16 protein-coding genes and 2 pseudogenes are annotated in these 18,044 nt (G+C 74.8%); 9 read left to right on the top strand and 9 right to left on the bottom strand.

The window, feature by feature from the left end; translation table 11 throughout:
* Nucleotides 1–62: 62 nt before the first annotated feature.
* Both QK442_RS10900 and QK442_RS10895 read right to left on the bottom strand, forming a co-directional pair.
* Entirely contained in the window at nucleotides 63–911 is an 849-nt protein-coding gene (locus QK442_RS10900) for a siderophore-interacting protein (RefSeq protein ID WP_282693674.1), read from the bottom strand.
* 84 nt (nucleotides 912–995) lie between these two features.
* A complete protein-coding gene (locus tag QK442_RS10895; protein WP_282693774.1) occupies nucleotides 996–1,916 on the bottom strand; it encodes a 5'-3' exonuclease in 921 nt (306 codons plus the stop codon).
* A 282-nt stretch (nucleotides 1,917–2,198) separates the two neighbouring features.
* Here QK442_RS10895 and QK442_RS10890 point away from each other — a divergent pair, with 282 nt between their 5' ends.
* Together QK442_RS10890 and QK442_RS10885 are read left to right on the top strand one after the other, a co-directional pair.
* Entirely contained in the window at nucleotides 2,199–2,750 is a 552-nt protein-coding gene (locus tag QK442_RS10890) for a cupin domain-containing protein (RefSeq protein ID WP_282693673.1), read from the top strand.
* A 20-nt stretch (nucleotides 2,751–2,770) separates the two neighbouring features.
* Nucleotides 2,771–3,538 carry a helical backbone metal receptor gene (locus QK442_RS10885; RefSeq protein WP_282693773.1) on the top strand — a complete coding sequence of 256 codons (768 nt, stop codon included), beginning with the start codon at nucleotides 2,771–2,773 and terminating at the stop codon, nucleotides 3,536–3,538.
* Here QK442_RS10885 and QK442_RS10880 read toward each other — a convergent pair.
* A complete protein-coding gene (locus QK442_RS10880; protein WP_282693672.1) occupies nucleotides 3,465–4,625 on the bottom strand; it encodes a TDT family transporter in 1,161 nt (386 codons plus the stop codon). The genes QK442_RS10885 and QK442_RS10880 overlap by 74 nt on opposite strands.
* A gap of 70 nt (nucleotides 4,626–4,695) precedes the next feature.
* Here QK442_RS10880 and QK442_RS10875 point away from each other — a divergent pair, with 70 nt between their 5' ends.
* Nucleotides 4,696–5,742, top strand: coding sequence for a LysR family transcriptional regulator (locus QK442_RS10875; RefSeq protein ID WP_282693671.1), 1,047 nt, complete (start codon nucleotides 4,696–4,698; stop codon nucleotides 5,740–5,742).
* Nucleotides 5,743–5,748: 6 nt separating this feature from the next.
* On the opposite strand, the pseudogene QK442_RS10870 reads toward QK442_RS10875, so the two are convergent.
* Together QK442_RS10870 and tnpA are read right to left on the bottom strand one after the other, a co-directional pair.
* A pseudogene (locus tag QK442_RS10870) lies at nucleotides 5,749–6,513 on the bottom strand (amidohydrolase family protein); the annotation flags it as partial.
* A gap of 190 nt (nucleotides 6,514–6,703) precedes the next feature.
* Nucleotides 6,704–6,904 (bottom strand): IS200/IS605 family transposase, encoded by a 201-nt coding sequence (gene tnpA / locus QK442_RS10865; RefSeq protein WP_282693670.1) that lies wholly within the window; start codon nucleotides 6,902–6,904, stop codon nucleotides 6,704–6,706.
* A gap of 125 nt (nucleotides 6,905–7,029) precedes the next feature.
* On the opposite strand from tnpA, the gene QK442_RS10860 reads away from it, so the two are divergent.
* Nucleotides 7,030–8,244 carry a transposase gene (locus QK442_RS10860; RefSeq protein ID WP_282693669.1) on the top strand — a complete coding sequence of 405 codons (1,215 nt, stop codon included), beginning with the start codon at nucleotides 7,030–7,032 and terminating at the stop codon, nucleotides 8,242–8,244.
* 86 nt (nucleotides 8,245–8,330) lie between these two features.
* On the opposite strand, the pseudogene QK442_RS10855 reads toward QK442_RS10860, so the two are convergent.
* The 3 genes and pseudogenes from QK442_RS10855 to QK442_RS10845 form a co-directional block, all read right to left on the bottom strand.
* Nucleotides 8,331–8,841 (bottom strand): annotated as a pseudogene (locus QK442_RS10855) (amidohydrolase family protein); the annotation flags it as partial.
* A gap of 42 nt (nucleotides 8,842–8,883) precedes the next feature.
* Entirely contained in the window at nucleotides 8,884–9,567 is a 684-nt protein-coding gene (locus tag QK442_RS10850) for a gamma-glutamyl-gamma-aminobutyrate hydrolase family protein (RefSeq protein ID WP_282693668.1), read from the bottom strand.
* A 68-nt stretch (nucleotides 9,568–9,635) separates the two neighbouring features.
* Nucleotides 9,636–10,370, bottom strand: coding sequence for an FCD domain-containing protein (locus tag QK442_RS10845; RefSeq protein WP_282693772.1), 735 nt, complete (start codon nucleotides 10,368–10,370; stop codon nucleotides 9,636–9,638).
* Between the two features lie 95 nt (nucleotides 10,371–10,465).
* Here QK442_RS10845 and QK442_RS10840 point away from each other — a divergent pair, with 95 nt between their 5' ends.
* From QK442_RS10840 to QK442_RS10830, 3 genes are read left to right on the top strand one after another with little or no spacing between them, the layout of a single operon-like run.
* The gene (locus QK442_RS10840; RefSeq protein ID WP_282693667.1) at nucleotides 10,466–11,830 is read left to right on the top strand and encodes a glutamine synthetase family protein; all 1,365 of its coding nucleotides are present in this window, start codon (nucleotides 10,466–10,468) and stop codon (nucleotides 11,828–11,830) included.
* A gap of 14 nt (nucleotides 11,831–11,844) precedes the next feature.
* On the top strand, nucleotides 11,845–13,218 hold the full coding sequence (locus QK442_RS10835) for an aldehyde dehydrogenase family protein (RefSeq protein WP_282693666.1): 1,374 nt from the start codon (nucleotides 11,845–11,847) through the stop codon (nucleotides 13,216–13,218).
* The gene (locus QK442_RS10830; protein ID WP_282693665.1) at nucleotides 13,215–14,006 is read left to right on the top strand and encodes a 3-oxoacyl-ACP reductase; all 792 of its coding nucleotides are present in this window, start codon (nucleotides 13,215–13,217) and stop codon (nucleotides 14,004–14,006) included. The genes QK442_RS10835 and QK442_RS10830 overlap by 4 nt, the downstream gene beginning before the upstream one ends.
* Nucleotides 14,007–14,009: 3 nt before the next feature.
* Here the strand turns inward: QK442_RS10830 and QK442_RS10825 are convergent, their stop codons facing one another.
* Complete coding sequence (locus QK442_RS10825) at nucleotides 14,010–15,212, bottom strand: amino acid deaminase/aldolase (protein WP_282693664.1); 1,203 nt, start codon at nucleotides 15,210–15,212, stop codon at nucleotides 14,010–14,012.
* 806 nt (nucleotides 15,213–16,018) lie between these two features.
* Between QK442_RS10825 and QK442_RS10820 the strand changes: the two genes are divergently transcribed.
* Nucleotides 16,019–16,849, top strand: coding sequence for a hypothetical protein (locus QK442_RS10820; RefSeq protein ID WP_282693663.1), 831 nt, complete (start codon nucleotides 16,019–16,021; stop codon nucleotides 16,847–16,849).
* Nucleotides 16,846–18,039: a type VII secretion-associated serine protease mycosin gene (gene mycP, locus QK442_RS10815; protein ID WP_282693662.1), complete on the top strand. Its 1,194-nt coding sequence runs from the start codon at nucleotides 16,846–16,848 to the stop codon at nucleotides 18,037–18,039. The genes QK442_RS10820 and mycP overlap by 4 nt, the downstream gene beginning before the upstream one ends.
* Nucleotides 18,040–18,044 lie beyond the last annotated feature (5 nt).

Below are 18,044 nucleotides of genomic sequence, written 5' to 3'. Positions count from 1 at the left end.
GGAAGGGGGGAGGGGGAAGGGCGCGCCGGCCTTTCCCCCTCATGTCATGACGTCATGGTCGGTCAGGCAGCCTGCGGGGGCTCCTGCTCCCGCTCCACCTGCTCGTTCCACTCGCGCTTGATCGCGCGCCAGGCTTCGTCCGTCTTGCCCAGGCGCCAGTACCCCGAGATGGACAGGCGCTCGCGCGGTACCTGACGTTCCATGCGCAGGTGGCGGCGGAGTTCCTTCACGAAGCCGGCCTCGCCGTGGACGAAGGCGTGGACGTCGCCCGCCGGGAAGACCAGGGTGCGTACGGCCTCGACCAGGGCCTCGCCGACCGGGCGGCCCGAGCGGTGCAGCCAGGTCACCTCGACGCCCGGCGCGGTCGCGAACTTCTGCTCGTCGGCCGCGTCCTCGATCTCGACGAAGGCGTGCGCCCGCGCGCCGACGGGCAGCCGCTCCAGGGCCACCGCGATCGCCGGCAGTGCGCTCTCGTCGCCGACGAGGAGGTGCCAGTCCGCCGCCGGGTCCGGGGCGTAGCCGCCGCCGGGGCCGAGGAACCGTACCGTCTCGCCGGCCTGGGCGCGGGCCGCCCACGGGCCCGCCAGGCCCTCGTCGCCGTGGACCACGAAGTCCACGGTCAGCTCGCGCCGGTCCGGGTCCCAGGCGCGCACGGTGTAGGTGCGGGTGGTCGGCCACTGCTCGCGCGGGTACTCGGCCCGGATCCGCTCCATGTCGAAGGGCTCCGGGTAGGTCACGCCCTCGGGGGCGAAGAGCAGCTTCACGTAGTGGTCGGTGAAGGCGCCGGCGTCGAAGCCGTCGAGCCCCGGGCCGCCGAGCACGACCCGCACCATGTGCGGGGTGATCCGCTCGGTGCGCACCACGTGCGCTTCGGTGGCCCGGGGGGCCTTGCGGGCCGGCTGCTCTGCCACGGCGGACTCTCCTGACTGCCTGGGGGTGATGCGGTGCGGCACACCTGAGACTTAGGTATGCCTAAGTTAGCACCCCGCCGGTGGTCACCTTCCGGTACGGCCGCCCGCGAGCACCGGCAGCAGTCGGCCGACCGCCCCGCCGAGGCCCCAGCGGGCCGCCAGCGCCTCCAGGGCGGCGGGATCGCGCGGGGCCGCCGGAAGGGCCGGGTCGAACTCCGGCAGGAGCACGTCCCGCGCCACCCGGACCACCGTCGGCGCCACGTCCAGGTAGGCCGCCGCCTCCACGATCCCGCGCCGCTTGGCCGGGGTGAGCTTCGAGGCGGGGTCCCCGGCCGCCGCCCGCACGCCCGCCAGGTCGCCGTACTCGGTGATCAGCTGCGCGGCCGTCTTCTCGCCGATGCCCTTGACGCCGGGCAGGCCGTCGCTGGCGTCGCCGCGCAGGGCGGCGAAGTCCGCGTACTGGTCGGGCCGCACCCCGTACTTCGTGCGGATCAGCTCCGCGTCCACCAGGTCGCAGTCGCCGACGCCCTTGCGCGGGTACAGCACCCGGACCGCCCGCTCGTCGTCGACCAGTTGGAAGAGGTCCCGGTCGCCGGTGACGATGTCCACCGGGCCCTTCGCCCGCTCCGTCAACGTGCCGATGACGTCGTCCGCCTCGTACCCCGCCGCCCCGATCCGGGCGATGCCGAGCGCCGCGAGGACGTCCTCGATCACCGGCACCTGCGGGGAGAGCGTGTCCGGGATCTCCTCCTCGTCGGGGCCGGTCTCCGTCTCCTCGGCCACCCGGTGCGCCTTGTACGAGGGGATGAGGTCCACCCGCCACTGCGGCCGCCAGTCGTCGTCCCAGCAGGCCACCAGGTCGTCCGGCCGGTGGTCCTGGACCAGCCGGCCGATGAAGTCGAGCAGGCCCCGCACGGCGTTCACCGGCGTCCCGTCCGGGGCCCGGACCGAGTCCGGCACGCCGAAGTACGCGCGGAAGTAGAGGCTTGCGGTGTCCAGGAGCATCAGGCGTCGCGTCACACCCCGATCATGCCGCACCCCACCGACACCGCGGCGGAAGCGACGGGATCGCCCACGCCCGGAGACCTTGCCGACACGGAACCACCCGCGCCCGGAGACGCTCACCGAACGGGAGGGAGCGGTCGCCCGAGGTGACCGACGGCCCCCCTTCCCGGCCCCCTTCCGGCTCCCTTTCCGCCACGACGAGAAACCCCGGCCCAAAGCTGCGTAAGGTTCAGGTAACCGGCCGGTACGCGACGAGGCAGCCAGCAGAGGGAGGGAGCCGCCATGGACGAGAAGGAAGCACCCCGCGTGGGCGCGGCCGTCAAGAGGCGCCGACGGGCCCTCCAGCTCACCCTGGCCGTCGTCGCCTCCCGCAGCGGCCTCTCCGTGCCCTTCCTCAGCCAGATCGAGAACGAGCGCGCCCGCCCCAGCCGCCGCTCCCTCGAACTGGTCGCCGAAGCCCTCCAGACCACCGCCGCGGAACTCCTCGCCGTCGCCGAGGCCGCCCGCACCGTCGACGCCGTCCGTGCCGACGAGGGCGCCGAGGCCATGCCGGAGGGCGTACGGCGCCTGGTCCGCGGCCGACACCAGCTGCACGCCCTGGAGTTCACCGGCGAACAGGACGCAGGGCGTGAATTCCAGCACCGCAACGACGAGTTGCTGTACGTCGCCGACGGCGCCGCCGAGGTCGAGGCGGAGGGCCGCGCCCACCGGCTCGGCCGCGGCGACACGCTCTACCTCTCCGGCGGCGTCCGGCACCGCTGGCGCGCCACCGAGCCCGGCACCCGCCTCCTCGTCGTCGCGGTCGCCGACCACGTCGAGGTCGAGGAGGAATGACCCATGGAATGGCCCACGGAATGGCCCACGGCGTGACCCACGGCGTGACCCAGCTCAGGGGCCGGACCCCGCGGATCGTCTCCCTCGTGCCCTCCCTCACCGAGGCCGTCGCCGTCACCGCGCCCGGGCTTCTCGTCGGTGCCACCGACTGGTGCAGCCACCCCGCGGGGCTCGGCGTCGCCCGGATCGGCGGCACCAAGAACCCCGACGTGCCCGCGGTCCTCGCCCTGCGCCCCGACCTCGTCCTCGCCAACGAGGAGGAGAACCGGGCCCCCGACCTGGCCGCCCTGCAAGGCGGCGGCGCCGAGGTCCTCGTCACCGAGATCCGCACCCTCGACCAGGGGCTGACCGTCCTCGGCGACGTCCTCGCCGCCTGCGGCGCGCCCCGTCGCCCCCGCTGGCTGGCGGAGGCGGAGGACGCCTGGGCCGCCGTCGAACCGGTGGGGGAGGGGATCACCGCCGTCGTACCGGTCTGGCGGCGGCCCTGGATGGTGCTCGGCCGGGACACCTTCGCCGGCGACCTCCTCGCCCGCCTCGGCGTCCGCAACCTGTACGCGGACCACCCCGAGCGCTACCCGAAGGTCCCGCTCGACGAGCTGACCGCGGCCCGGCCGTGTCTGGTGGTGCTCCCGGACGAGCCGTACCGCTTCACCGCCGACGACGGCCCCGAGGCGTTCCCCGGGGCCGCGGCCGCGCTCGTCGACGGGCGGATGCTCACCTGGTACGGGCCGTCCCTGGCGCGGGCGCCCCGGCTCCTCGCACGGGCCCTGCGAGCAGCGCTCCGCTGACGAGACCGCGCACGGTGTGGACGCCGGCCACCAGCCAGGCCGCGGCGAGGAACGCGTACAGGGCGATGGCCAGCCAGCGGAAGGCGTCGAGGCCGGTGTGGCGGGCCAGCCCCTCGGCGCCGGTGACGCAGGTGCCGACGGGGAAGGTGAAGGCCCACCAGGTCATCGCGAAGCCCATCCCCGCGCGCCGGGCCCGCACCACCATCGCCCCGGCCAGCGCCAGCCACAGCAGCGCGAAGCCCATGACGGGCACGCCGTAGAGGACGGCGAAAGCGGCGAAGCCGTGCGCGTAGGTGCCCGGCAGCACCCCGGCGGCGGCGTCGGCGAAGCCGTTGGCGGCGGTGGTCGACTGGCCGAGCGGGCCGAGGACCAGGAAGAGCGTGGGGGTGAGGGCGAGCGGCAGCGGCCCGTCCAGGACCAGCCGGCCGAAGACGAGCGGCAGCATCACCAGGGTGGCGAGCAGGCTGATGCCGAACATCGCGTAGCAGGCGATCAGGAGGGTCTGCCGGGCCTGGCCCTCGGGCAGGTGGGGGAGGAGCAGCGGGCCGAGCGCGGCGGAGACCATGGGCGCGACGACCGGCAGCAGCCAGACCGGGGAGGCCTGCTCGATCCGGTGCCGGACCACCATCAGGTACGGCACGGCCACGGCGGCCACCAGGCCCACCGCCGTGCCGGTGGTGAACAGGACGGCGTCGAGCGTGACCGCCGCCGGCAGGCCCAACCAGTCCTTGCCGAGCGTCAGGGCGCCGCCGCCGACGGCGAGCAGCGCCATCGACAGACAGCCGTAGAAGGGCGCGGTCGCCGGATCGAGGAGGTGGGCGCGGGCCTGGTCGCGGTGGCGGAGCCAGTGCGCGGCCCTGGCCGTGAGCAGGGTCAGCAGCATCGCGAGGGAGAGCGCCCAGACGGCGGTGCAGACGGTACGGAGACCGGGCACGGTGACGGGGAGCGCGGCGCCCGCGGTGCCGACGACGGAGGTGCCCATCACGGAGGCGTACCAGTTCGGCCCGAGGTGACGGACCGAGCGGGAGACGCGGGCGCGCGGGGTGGTGGCGCCGAGGAGGGGGCGGGAGGGTGCGAGGCTTGCCATGGCTCCACCGTCGCCGTTCCGGCCCGCCCCCACCAGGGATCATGCGGCTATGACGTCATAAGCTGGCCTTATGAGCAGGGAGCATGGGGGCAGCGGGGGCGGTACGGGTCCGGAACGGGGCACGGGGGGAACGACGGCCGGGGCCGCCTTCCTGGCGACGGGAAGCGGTGGTACGAAGGCGGGCGCCGGCCGCGAGTCGGGCACCGCGCACCTCTCCCACCGCGTCCCGGACCTCGGCGCCCTCGAACTCCTCCTCGCCGTCGCCCGGCACGGCAGCCTCGGCGCCGCCGCCCGAGACGTCGGCATCACCCAGCCCGCCGCGAGCAGCCGGATCCGCTCCATGGAACGGCAGCTCGGCGTGGCGCTGGTCGACCGCTCCCCGCGCGGCTCCCGGCTCACCGACGCGGGCGCGCTGGTCACCGACTGGGCGCGGCGGATCGTGGAGTCCGCCGAGGCCTTCGACGCGGGGGTGCAGGCGCTGCGCGGGCGCCGGGACTCGCGGCTGCGGGTGGCCGCCTCGATGACGATCGCCGAGTACCTCCTTCCGGGGTGGCTGATCGCGCTGCGCGCCGAGCGCCCGGACACCGCCGTGTCGCTCCAGGCGGGGAACTCGGCGATGGTCGCGGAGCGGCTGCTCGCGGGGGAGGCGGACCTCGGGTTCGTCGAGGGCCTGGCCGTGCCGGACGGGCTCGACGGCACGGTCGTCGCCCACGACCGGCTCGCCGTGGTCACCGCGCCCTCCCACCCGTGGGCGCGCCGCCGCGGCCCGGTCGGCGCGGCCGAGCTGGCGGCGACGCCGCTGGTGCTGCGGGAGGAGGGCTCGGGCACCCGGCAGGTCCTCGACGCGGCCCTCGCCGGGCACGGCGGCCTCGCCCGCCCGCTCCTCGAACTGGCCTCCACCACCGCGGTGAAGGCGGCGGCGGTCAGCGGCGCGGGCCCGGCGGTCCTCAGCGAGCTGGCGATCGCCGAGGAGCTGTCGTCCCGCCGGCTGGTCGCCGTGCCGGTCGAGGGCGTGCGGCTCAGCCGCGATCTGCGCGCCGTCTGGCCGACGGGCCACCGCCCCACGGGCCCGGCCCGCGACCTGCTCTCCCTGACGAGGGCCCGGCCGGGCGGCTGAGGCAGGCTACAGCCGCGGCGCCCGGTGGGTGACGCGCCCGTCGACCGCCGTGAGGAGCACCGGGACGTCCGGGAGCTCCGCGGCCGGCGTGGTGAGCGGGTCGGCGGCCAGGACCGTCAGGTCGGCGCGGTGTCCGGGCGCGAGCCGGCCGGCGGTCCGCTCCTCGCCCGCCGCGTACGCCGGGCCGGTCGTCAGGCCGCGCAGCGCCTCCAGCGCGGTCAGCGCCTGCCCGGGGCCGTGCGGCGGCTGCGTGAGGTCGCGGGTCGGGCGGCGGTGCACGGCGCCGGCGAGCACGCCGAGCGGCGGGAACGGCGCGATCGGCCAGTCCGAGCCGAGGACCACGGTCGCCCCGGAGTCCACCAGGTCGCGGCAGCGCCAGGCGCGTCCGGCACGCTCCTCTCCTAGCCGGCGCGACCAGTTGTCGGTGTGGTCGGCGCGGGTGAAGTCGCAGCAGTGGGTGGGCTGCATGGAGGCGGTCACGCCCAGTGCGGCGAAGCGGCCCAGGGTGTCGTCCGGCACGGTCTCGATGTGCTCGATCCGGTGGCGCACCGCCGGGTCGCCGCCGGTCGCCCGCGCCTTCTCGACGGCGTCGAGGGCGTGGCGTACGGCCGCGTCGCCGATGGCGTGGGTCGCCGTCGGCACCCCGGCCCGGTGCAGGGCGCCGACGATCCCGGTGTACGCCTCGGGGTCCGGCCAGAAGGCGTGCGTGGACTCGCCGTGGTGGTCGGGCCTCTCCAGCCACGCGGTGCCGTTGTCGATCGTGCCGTCCATCCCTGTCTCGGCAGGGAATCCCGGCCTTTAGGCCGGAAGGGAACGCCGTCCTTGGAGCGGGGGCGCGAAGCGCCGGAGTTCGCTGCGCCTCCGCTGTGACGGTCAGGCGGGCCGCTTCTGGTTCTCGATGTAGTCCTTGACGGCCTGGAGCAGTGCGCCGCCGCAGGATCCGGCGAAGGAGGAGCCGGGATCAGAAGCGGCCGTGCTGGGTGGCGCGGTTGACGCGGCTGGTGAACTCGGCCCGCAGGTACCGGGAGCTTATGCCCTTGGGGCTGTTGACCAGGTTCGACAGGGCGACCTTCGGCGGGTGGCGCACCAGGAGGTGCACATGATCGGCCTCGCCGTTGGCCTCGATCAGGTGGGCCTCGAAGTCCTGGCAGACGTTGCGCATGATCCTTCGTAGCCTTCAAGTATGACGCCACCCGGGTGTGAATATATGAGTTTTGTTCTTGATGCGGCGATATGTGTCAAGCGTGGATACGATCTTCAGAGCTGACCGGGAGGGGGGTGGGTCGGGTGATCCGTGCGTACAAGTTCCTCATGCGGCCCACCGTGGGCCAGAGGGCCGCACTGACGGCGATGCTCGCCGACCACTGCTCGCTCTACAACGGGGCCTTGCAGGAACGCCGCGACGCCTACCGCCACAGCTCGAAGACCAGCATCAAGTACGGGCAGCAGTCCGCGCAGCTCAAGGACATCCGGGCCTTCGACCCGGAACGTCAGGGACGTTGGTCATTCTCCTCGCAGCAGGCGACGCTTCGCCGCCTGGACAAGGCGTTCGCCGCGTTCTTCCGCCGTATCGAAGCCGGGGACACGCCCGGATACCCACGCTTCCGTGGGGTCAACTGGTTCGACACCGTCGACTTCCCCAGGGACGGCGACGGCTGCCGCTGGGGCTCCACCCCGCACGACCCCGTCACCCGTGTCCGCTTCCAGGGCGTGGGTCACGTCAGGGTCAACCAGCACCGGCCGGTGGCCGGCAAGGTCAAGACCGTGTCGGTCAAGCGCGAGGGAAAGCGCTGGTACGTCGTCCTGGCCGCCGAACGGCCAGAGCCCGAGCCGCTGCCCGCGACCGGCAGCGTGGTCGGAATCGACCTGGGCATAGCCAACTTCCTCACCGACTCGAACGGTGAGTTCGTGCCCAACCCGTGTCACGGGCGCAAGGCTGCCGCGAAGCTCGAAGCCGCACAGCGGGCGCTGTCCCGCTTTCCCCGTGTGCGCCGCGACAAGCGCACGAAGAACCACCAGCGGGCCGTCCAGAAGGTTGCCGGCCTGCACCGCAAGGTCCGCCGTCAGCGCCTGGACCACGCGCACAAGACCGCGCTTGACCTCGTGCGCGAGCACGATGTCATCGCGCACGAAGACCTCAAGATCCGCAACATGGTCAAGGCGCCCGCACCCAAGCCGGACCCCGACCAGCCGGGCGGCTTCCTGCCTAACGGGGCCGCAGCCAAGACCGGACTCAACCGTTCTATCTCGGATGCCGGATGGGGGGTGTTCCTGACGATCCTGCACGCCAAGGCTGAAAGCGCTGGGCGGGAAGTGATCGCCGTGGACCCTCGCAATACCTCCCGCGAGTGCCCCGAATGCGGGCACACCGCCAAGGGGAACCGGCCCACACAAGAGAAGTTCCGCTGCGTTGGCTGCGGCCACCAGGCACGTGCTGACCACGTTGGGGCACTCAACGTTCTACGGGCCGGGCTGGTCCGTCGCGACGCCCAACCGGCATAGCGAGAAGCCACCCCCTTCAGGGGGTGGAGGAGTCACGAAGAGCTTCACGCCGGCGACCCGCCACAGGGCGCCGCCCCGGACTCGGCGGACGCCTGGTCGAAGGTGCGCGGGCCGTCGATGCCGGCGGGTGCGAGGGCGCGGTGGGAGGCGAGCGCGGAGTGCGCGTCGAAGAGCAGCAGGAAGGCGGGGACGCCGTCGAGGACGGTGCCGAGGGGGGGCGATGCCAGCCGGCTCGTCGCCGAAGACGTTCGGGTCGCGTCCCCAGGCGAACAACCAGTCGATGCAGGAGAGTTTGCGGACCTCGCGCGCGAGCGCTTCCCGTACGCCGGCGAGGTCGGCGCAGCCGGAGAGGTCGAGTCCTCCGGTCAGTTCGGCGCCGGTGACGGGGTGGAGGTGGCCGTCGACGAGGCCGGGGGCGACGACGGCGCCCTTCAGGTCGACGACGGTCGCCGCCCCGGCGAGCTCCCGTATCCTGCGGTCGTCGCCGAGCGCGGCGATCCGCCCGTCTTCGCCCACGTCGAGCGCGCTCCCCGGGAGGAAGGCCCCGGCCCCGGGGGCGAGCAGGCGGGCGGAGTGGAGGACGAGTCGGGTGGACACGGTGCGGCTCCTTGCGGTGGTGGTACGGGGAGAGTGAGCCCCTCACCTCCGTACGGCCGCCGCCACCAGGCCGCGCGCCAGCCGCGGGTCCTCGCCCATCTCCGGATGCCACTGCACCCCGAGGACCCAGGCCGGCCCCGGCAGTTCCACCGCCTCCACCGTGCCGTCCTCCGCGTACGCCGAGGGCACGAGGCCCGCGCCGAGCCGGTCCACGGCCTGGTGGTGGTAGGTCGGCACCTCGGCGGGCTCGGGGGCGAGGGACCCGTAGAGCGTCCCCGGCACCGGCTTCACCAGGTGCCGCCCCATCACCCCCACCGCCTCCACGTGCCCGTCCACATGCTGCGTCAGCGTCCCGCCCAGCGCCACGTTGAGCAGCTGCATCCCCCGGCAGACGCCAAGCAGCGGCGTGCCGGAGGCGAGCGCCGCGTCGATCAGCGCCAGCTCCCAGGCGTCCCGCTCCCGCGCCGGCGGACCGGTCCGCGGATCGGGCGCGGCCCCGTACCGCACGGGCTCCACGTCCGCCCCGCCCGCCACCACCAGGCCGTCCAGCCGGGCCAGCACCGCGGCCGCCGTGCCGGGCTCGTCCGGCGGCAGCATCGCCACGAGGCCCCCGCCCTCCCGTACGTACGCCGGGTACCGCGCGGGCAGCAGCGCCGCCGGCATGTCCCACACCCCCCAGCGCGCCCGGTCGAGATAGGTCGTCACACCGATGAGCGGCTTGGTCACGGGGCTGCCTCCTGGGGGCCGAGGGACGTGCGCCGACTGTAGAACGCAATGGGGCGGTGACGTACCTTTCACGCCAGGAAGCCGCGCAGCAGCGCCGCCGTCCCCGCGCAGTGCTCCCGCATCACCTCGCGCGCCGCGTCCGCGTCCCCCTCCAGGACCGCCTCCACCAGCGCGGTGTGCTGCCGCTGCGAGTGCTCCAGGTTGCGTACGAGGAGGGGGATGCAGTCGAGCAGGTCGGTGACGGTCGCGCGGACCGCCGCGTACCGGCCCGTCAGGCTGGGGGAGCCGCAGAGTTCGGCCAGCGTGAGGTGGAGCAGCGTGTCCTGGCGGCGGTAGTCGGCCAGCGGCGCGTCATGCGTGGCCGCCAGCGCCTCCCGCAGCCGCCGCGCGCCCGCCGCGTCCAGGCCGTGCGCGGCGCAAAGCCCGGCGGCGCCCACCTCCAGGACCTCCCGGAAGCGCAGCGTGTCCTCCATGTCGACCGCGGCGATCCGGCGGCGCAGCTCCGCCTCGTCGGGCCCCTGCGTCCGGGGCAGCACGAACGTTCCGCCGTACCGGCCGCGCCGGCTCTCCACCAGGCCCTGCTCCTGGAGCACCTTCAGGACCTCGCGCAGCGTCACCCGGCTGATCCCCATCCGCCCGGCCAGCTCCCGCTCGGCGGGCAGCCGTTCGCCGGCCGGGACCAGGCCGAGGCGGACCACCTGGAGGACCTGCTCCAGGGCCTCCTCGAAGCCGTTCCCCGCCCGGACCGGACGCAGCACGGGCGTCAACCGGTCGGCCGGACCGGCCGGTTCACTCGTACGGATCACCTTCTCCTCGCCCCTTCCCCGCGTACTTCCCAAGCAATGGTCTCCCCCCATACCTTATGACCCCCGGCAGGCCGAACGAGGAGAGTCGTCCCGTGGCAGACCGCACACCCCCGCTGACCGTCGAGGAACTGCGCGCGCTCGTGGCGGGCGGCGAGATCGACACCGTCGTCCTGGCCTTCCCGGACATGCAGGGCCGGCTCCAGGGGAAGCGGTTCGCCGCCCCCTTCTTCCTCGACGAGGTCCTCGCCCACGGCACCGAGGGCTGCAACTACCTCCTCGCCGTCGACACCGAGATGAACACCGTCGACGGCTACGCGATGTCCTCCTGGGAGCGCGGCTACGGCGACTTCGCCATGCGCCCCGACCTCGCCACCCTGCGCCGCATCCCCTGGCACGAGGCCACCGCCCTGGTCACCGCCGACCTGACCTGGGCCGACGGCAGCCCCGTCGTCGCCGCGCCCCGCCAGATCCTCCGCCGCCAGCTCGACCGCCTCGCCGCCCACGGCCTCACCGCCCACGTCGGCACCGAGCTGGAGTTCATCGTCTTCAAGGACACCTACGAGCAGGCCTGGGACGCCGGCTACCGGGGCCTCACCCCCGCCAACCAGTACAACGTCGACTACTCCGTCCTCGGCACCGGCCGCGTCGAACCCCTCCTGCGCCGCATCCGCAACGAGATGGCCGCCGCCGGACTCACCGTCGAGTCCGCCAAGGGCGAGTGCAACCCCGGCCAGCACGAGATCGCCTTCCGCTACGACGAGGCCCTGGTCACCTGTGACCAGCACGCCGTCTACAAGACCGGCGCCAAGGAGATCGCCGCCCAGGAGGGCGTCTCCCTCACCTTCATGGCCAAGTACGACCAGCGCGAGGGCAACTCCTGCCACATCCACCTCTCCCTCCGGGACGCGACGGGCACCAACGCGATGGCCGGGGACGACCCCCACTCCATGTCGCCGGTCATGCGCTCCTTCCTCGCCGGACAGCTCGCCGCCCTCCGCGACCTCACCCTCCTCCTCGCCCCCAACATCAACTCCTACAAGCGGTTCCAGCCCGGCTCCTTCGCCCCCACCGCCGTCGCCTGGGGCCCCGACAACCGCACCTGCGCCTTCCGCGTCGTCGGCCACGGCCCCTCCACCCGCTTCGAGAACCGGGTGCCCGGCGGCGACGTCAACCCCTACCTCGCCGTCGCCGCGATGATCGCCGCCGGCCTCCACGGCATCGAGCGGGGCCTCGAACTCCCGCCCCCCTGCACCGGGAACGCCTACACCGCCGACCACGCCCACGTCCCCACCACCCTGCGCGAGGCCGCCGAACTCTGGGAGACCAGCGAGATCGCCAAGGAGGCCTTCGGCGCCGAGGTCGTCGCCCACTACCACAACATGGCCCGCGTCGAACTCGCCGCCTTCGACGCGGCGGTCACCGACTGGGAACTGCGCCGCTCCTTCGAACGCCTCTGAGAGGACCGAGCCCCTTGCCCACCGCACTCCGGGTACTGAACCCGGCGACCGAGGAACTCGTCGCCACCGTCCCCGCCGCCACCCCCGCCGACGTCGACGCCGCCGTGGTCCGGGCCGCCGCCGCGCAGACGGCGTGGGCCGCCGCGGCCCCCGCCGACCGCGCCCGGCTGCTCCGCCGGTTCGCCTCCGCCGTCGACGCCCACACCGAGGAACTGGCCCTCCTGGAGGTCCGCGAGGCCGGCCACACGATCGGCAACGCCCGCTGGGAGGCGGGCAACGTCCGCGACCTCCTCGACTACGCCGCCGGGGGAGTCGAGCGCCTGAACGGGCGTCAGATCCCCGTCCCCGGCGGCCTCGACCTCACGATCCTCGAACCCCTCGGCGTCGTCGGCGTCATCGCCCCCTGGAACTTCCCCCTGCCGATCGCCGCCTGGGCCACCGCCCCGGCCCTCGCCGCCGGCAACGCCGTCGTCCTCAAACCGGCCGAGGCCACCCCCCTCACCGCCCTCCGCCTCGCCGAACTCGCCCTGGAGGCCGGCCTCCCCGAGCACCTCCTCCAGGTCCTCCCCGGCGAGGGCCCCGTCGCCGGGAACGCCCTCGTCGAGCACCCCGGCATCGCCAAGATCGTCTTCACCGGTTCGACCCGGGTGGGGAGGCGGATCATGGCGAAGGCCGCCGACCGGGTGAAGCGGCTCACCCTCGAACTCGGCGGCAAGAGCCCCAACATCGTCTTCGCCGACGCGGACATCGAGGCGGCGGCCGCCGCGGCCCCCATGGCCTTCCTCGACAACAGCGGCCAGGACTGCTGCGCCCGCACCCGCATCCTCGTGCAGCGGAGCGCGTACGACCGCTTCCTCGCCCTCCTCACCCCCGCCGTCGAGGAGATCGCCGTCGGCGACCCGATGGACGAGCGCACGCAGATGGGCCCGCTCATCTCCCGCGCCCAGCTCGACCGGGTCCGCTCGTACGTCCCCGAGGGCGCCGGGGCCATCGTCGGCAAGGCGCCCGAGGGGCCCGGCTTCTGGTATCCGCCGACCGTCCTCACCGGCGTCCCCGAGGACGCCCCCTGCGCCGTCGAGGAGATCTTCGGCCCCGTCGCCGTCGTCCTCCCCTTCGAGGACGAGGCCGACGCGATCCGGCTCGCCAACGCCACCGAGTACGGCCTCTCCGGCTCCCTCTGGACCCGTGACGTCGGACGCGCCCTGCGCGCCTCCCGCGCCGTCCGGGCCGGCAACCTCTCCGTCAACTCCCACTCCAGCGTCCGTTACTGGACCCCGTTCGGCGGCTTCCGCCAGTCCGGTCTCGGCCGGGAGCTCGGCCCCGACGCCCTGACCGCCTTCACCGAGACCAAGAACGTCTTCATCAGCACGGAGGGCCCCGCACTGTGACCACGCGCACCGAAGAGACCATCTGCCGCCGGCTCGTCGGCCGCACCGCCGTCATCACCGGCGCCGGCAGCGGCATCGGCCTCGCCACCGCCCACCGCCTCGCCTCCGAAGGGGCGAACGTCGTCTGCGGCGACATCGACGAGCGGGCCGGGAAGGCGGCCGCCGAGGTCGTCGGCGGCACCTTCGTCAAGGTCGACGTCACCGACCCGGAGGAGGTCGAGGCGCTCTTCCGCACCGCCTTCGAGACCTACGGCTCCATCGACATCGCCTTCAACAACGCGGGCATCTCCCCGCCCGACGACGACTCCATCCTGACCACCGGCCTGGAGGCGTGGAAGCGCGTCCAGGACGTCAACCTCACCTCCGTCTACCTCTGTTGCAAGGCCGTCCTGCCGTACATGCGGCGCCAGGGGAAGGGCTCCATCATCAACACGGCCTCGTTCGTGGCGGTCATGGGCGCGGCGACCAGCCAGATCTCGTACACCGCCTCCAAGGGCGGCGTCCTCGCCCTCTCCCGCGAACTCGGCGTCCAGTTCGCCCGCGAGGGCATCCGCGTCAACGCCCTCTGCCCGGGACCCGTCAACACCCCGCTGCTCCAGGAGCTGTTCGCCAAGGACCCCGAGCGGGCCGCCCGCCGGCTCGTCCACATCCCGGTGGGCCGCTTCGCCGAGGCGGACGAGATCGCGGCCGCCGTCGCCTTCCTCGCCAGCGACGACGCCTCGTTCGTCAACGCCTGCGACTTCCTGGTCGACGGCGGCCTCTCGGGTGCCTACGTCACCCCGCTGTAGCGGTCAGAGGAAGGTCCGGCCCTCGCCCCGGTAGGTGGGCACCGTGTCCACCACCCGGTCGCCCTCCACCAGGTGCAGCGCCTCGAACCGCTCGCACAGCTCGCCGGCCTTCGCGTGCCGGAACCACACCTTGTCGCCGATCCGCAGATCGTCGGCCGGCGAGCCGAGCAGCGGGGTCTGCACCTCGCCGGCCCCCTCCCGGGGGTCGTAGCGCAGCCCCTCCGGCAGGTACGGGACGGGCAGCCGGTCACAGCCGGCCGCGCCGGACGCCGGATAGCCGCCGCCGAGCACGGCGACGACCCCGACACCGGGCCGGCGCACCACCGGCTGCGCGAAGAGCGCCGCCGGCCGGCCGCTGAAGGACGAGTAGTCGTCGAAGAGCCTCGGCACGTAGAGTCCGGAGCCGGCGGCGATCTCCGTGACGGCCGCCTCGGCCGCCGTGTGCTGCACGCTGCCGGTGCCGCCGCCGTTGACGAACTCCAGGTCCGGCGCCACCGCCCGTACGGCTCCGACCACCGCCGCCCGCCGCTCGGCCAGCTCCCGGCGCGCCACCGCCTGCATCGCCCTGACCGCCCGCGACCGCAGCGGCCGGCCGCTCACCGCGTCCCCGACGCCCGCCACGTGCCCCTCGTACGCCATCAGCCCGGCCAGCCGGAACCCCGGCCGCCGGATCACCGACCGGGCCAGCTCCGCCAGCTGCGGCGGGGTCCGCAGCGGCGACCGCCGGGCCCCGATCCGCACCCGGCCGCCCAGCAGCCGCAGCGCCGTGTCCATCTCCAGACAGACCCGCACCTCCTCGGCACCGCCGGCCCGGGCCGCGTCGATCAGATCGAGCTGGGCCACGTCGTCGACCGTCACGGTCACGGCGGCGGCGAGCTTCGGATCCCGGGCGAGCTCCGCGAAACCCGCCCGGTCCGCCGACGGATAGGCGAGCAGGACGTCCTCGAACCCGGCCCGCGCCAGCCACAGCGACTCGGCGAGCGTGAACGACATGATCCCGGCGAAGCCGTCCCGGGCCAGCACCCGTTCGAGCAGCGCCCGGCACCGCACCGACTTGCTCGCCACCCGGATCGGCTTCCCCGCGGCCCGCCGCACCAGATCGTCCGCGTTGGCGTCGAACGCCTCCAGATCGACGACCGCCAGGGGCGCGTCCAGAGCGGCGGTGGCCCGGTCGTACCGGGCCAGGTCGGCGGCACGGGGAGTCATGGCCCGAGCTTGCCAGACCGTCAGGGGGGTGGGTACCCCTGAGTTCCCGCCCGGCGGGGAACAACCCGTAGAGTGACGGGCATTGTCGGCAGGAGCATGGGGACGGGATGACCAGCGAGCAGAACCCCCGCACGCCCCGCGTCACCGAGACCCTCCCCCTTCCCGCGACCCCGCCGGAGCCCACGCCCCCCACGCCCCCGAAGAGCGCCCTCTCCTCCCTCCCCACCCACCTCACCCCATCCCCCCGGCGCTCACCCGACACACCCCCCCAGCCCCCGGCGCCCGCGCCCCAGCGCTCGTCCGGTACGCCCCCGCTGCCGCCGGCCCGCCCGCCGCAGCGTCCGGCGGCCACCCCGGCCACGCCCCCGCCGCAGCGTCCGGCGGACCCGGCCCACCCGGAGGCCGCCCCGCCCGCGCCGCAGCGTCCGTCCGGTACGTCTCCGCTGCCGCCTGCCCGGCCGCCGCACCGCCCGGAGGCCGTCCCGCCCGCGTCTCCGGCACCCGCGCCGCAGCGTCCGTCCGGCGCGGCCGCGCCGTCCCCGGCCGGACCGCCGCCTCGCCCGGCCACTCCTCCGGCGCCTGCCGCGGCCCCGCCGCGCTCGTCCGGTACGTCCCCGCTGCCGCCGGCCCGGCCGCCGCACCGTCCGGCGGCCACCCCGGCCACGCACCCGGCGCCCGCCGCCACCGCGGCGCACCCCCCGGCCCCCCGGCGTGCGGAGCCCGGTCACCCCTCCCGTACCCCTGCCGGAGGCGGAAAGGGCTGGACGGCGGTCCCCGCCGTCGAGACCGCCACACCGCTGCGGCCCGTGCGCCTCCCGGCGTACGGCGTGGGCGAGGCCGCCGTCGAGACGACCACGCGGCTGCGGCCGATACGGGAGCGGCGGCGGGGGAGACCGCTCGCCGTCGGAACCTGTGTGGTGCTCGGGCTCGGGCTCATCGGCGGGGCCCTCGCCGGGGTGTGGCTCGCCGCTTCCGGGGGCGGGAAGCCCGCCGAGCCGGCCGAGTACGCCGTGGCCAAGGAGCTGTGGCACAACGCGCCCGTCGACACCCTCTTCCCCCGCACCCTCACCGCCCCCCAGGCGGGACCCGGGCCCTCCGCCCGTACCTGGACCCGGGTGGTCGTCGCCCCGGACGCGCCCTGCGCCGCCGGCTCCCTCGCCCCCCGGCTCCTCGACACCCTGCGGCCCCTCGGCTGCGAGCGCGTGCTGCGTGCCACGTACACCGACGCCACCGCCAGCAGCGTCCTCACCGTCGGCCTCGTCTTCACCCGTGCCGACGTCACCGCCCAGCGCGACCTGGACGGCCGGAAGCTCGCCGCCCGCCTCGGCCAGGACGTGCCGCCCGCGCTGCCCGGGGCCGGGACCGTCGCCGCCGGGTTCGGCCCGGCCCAGCGGGCCGGCTGGTGGGTGACCGCCCCCGCCGACCTGCCCGTCGTCGTCACCGCCGTCTCCGGCTTCGCCGACGGCCGCGCTCTCGACCGCCCGGTCCGCGCCGACGAGGCGATGAAGAAGGGCCGCACGGACGCCGTGGCCCAGTCCGGCCTCGGCCACGAGGCCCTCGGCATCGCCGAGCGGCTGGAGAAGCAGCTCCGCACCACCGCCCAGGCCGCGGCCAAGGAGAAGGAGGGGCAGCGGTGAGCCGGTCCCGTACCCGTACCCGTGTCCATACGGCGGTCACCGCGCCCGCCGCCGTCCTCCTCGCCGCCGCCTTCTCCGTGCTCCCCGCCGCCGCACCCGCCCACGCCGACGCCATCCGCGACCGTCAGTGGGGCCTCGACACCCTCCGTACCGCCGAGGCGTGGCGCACCACCAAGGGCGAGGGCATCACCGTCGCCGTCCTCGACACCGGCGTGGACGCCGACCACCCCGACCTGGTCGGCTCCGTCATGGAGGGCAAGGACTTCATCGGCTTCGGCGCCGCCCAGGGCGACCCCACCTGGGCCCGGCACGGCACCGCGATGGCCGGGATCATCGCCGGGCACGGCCACGGCTGGGCCGACGGCAGCGGCGTCCTCGGCGTCGCCCCCGGCGCCTGGATCCTGCCTGTCCGGGTCATCCTCGAAGGCAAGGACAAGGCCCGGGACAGGGCCCGCAAGACCCGGGGCACCGCCCTCGCCGAGGGCATCCGCTGGGCCGCCGACCACGGCGCCGACGTCATCAACCTCTCCCTCGGCGACGACTCCGAGTCCGCCCACCCGGACCCCGGCGAGGACGCCGCCGTCCAGTACGCCCTCGCCAAGGGCGTCTCCGTCGTCGCCTCCGCGGGCAACGGCGGCGAGAAGGGCGACCACATCTCCTACCCGGCCGCCTACCCCGGCGTCATCGCCGTCACCGCCGTCGACCGCTCCGGCGCCCGTGCCTCCTTCTCCACCCGCCGCTGGTACGCCACGGTCAGCGCCCCCGGCGACGACATCGTCATCGCCGACCCCGACCGCCGCTACTACGAGGGCTGGGGCACCAGCGCCGCCGCCGCGTTCGTCTCCGGCGCCGTCGCCCTCGTCCGCTCCGCCCACCCCGACCTGACCCCCGCCCAGATCAAGAAGCTCCTCGTCGACACCGCCCGCGACCGGCCCGAGGGCGGCCGCAGCGACGCCAAGGGGTACGGCACGGTCGACCCGGCCGCCGCCATCGAGGCCGGCGCCGCGCTGAAGGGCGGCGACCCGAAGAACGCCACCGCGGGCCACCGCGGCCCCTACTTCGGCCCCGGCCCCCTCCCGGCCCCCGAGGAGAGCGGCACCCCGGGACTCCTCGCCCCCCTCGCCGGGGGCCTCGGCGTCCTCCTCCTGCTGGCCGCCGTCGTCCTCCACCGGACCGGCCGCCCCCGCTGACGGCC

Source organism: Streptomyces sp. CC208A (assembly GCF_030010625.1).
In the GTDB taxonomy this organism is placed as follows: domain Bacteria; phylum Actinomycetota; class Actinomycetes; order Streptomycetales; family Streptomycetaceae; genus Streptomyces.
The sequence above is the reverse complement of the archived record's forward strand: the minus strand, read 5'-3'. Positions and strand labels throughout refer to the sequence as shown.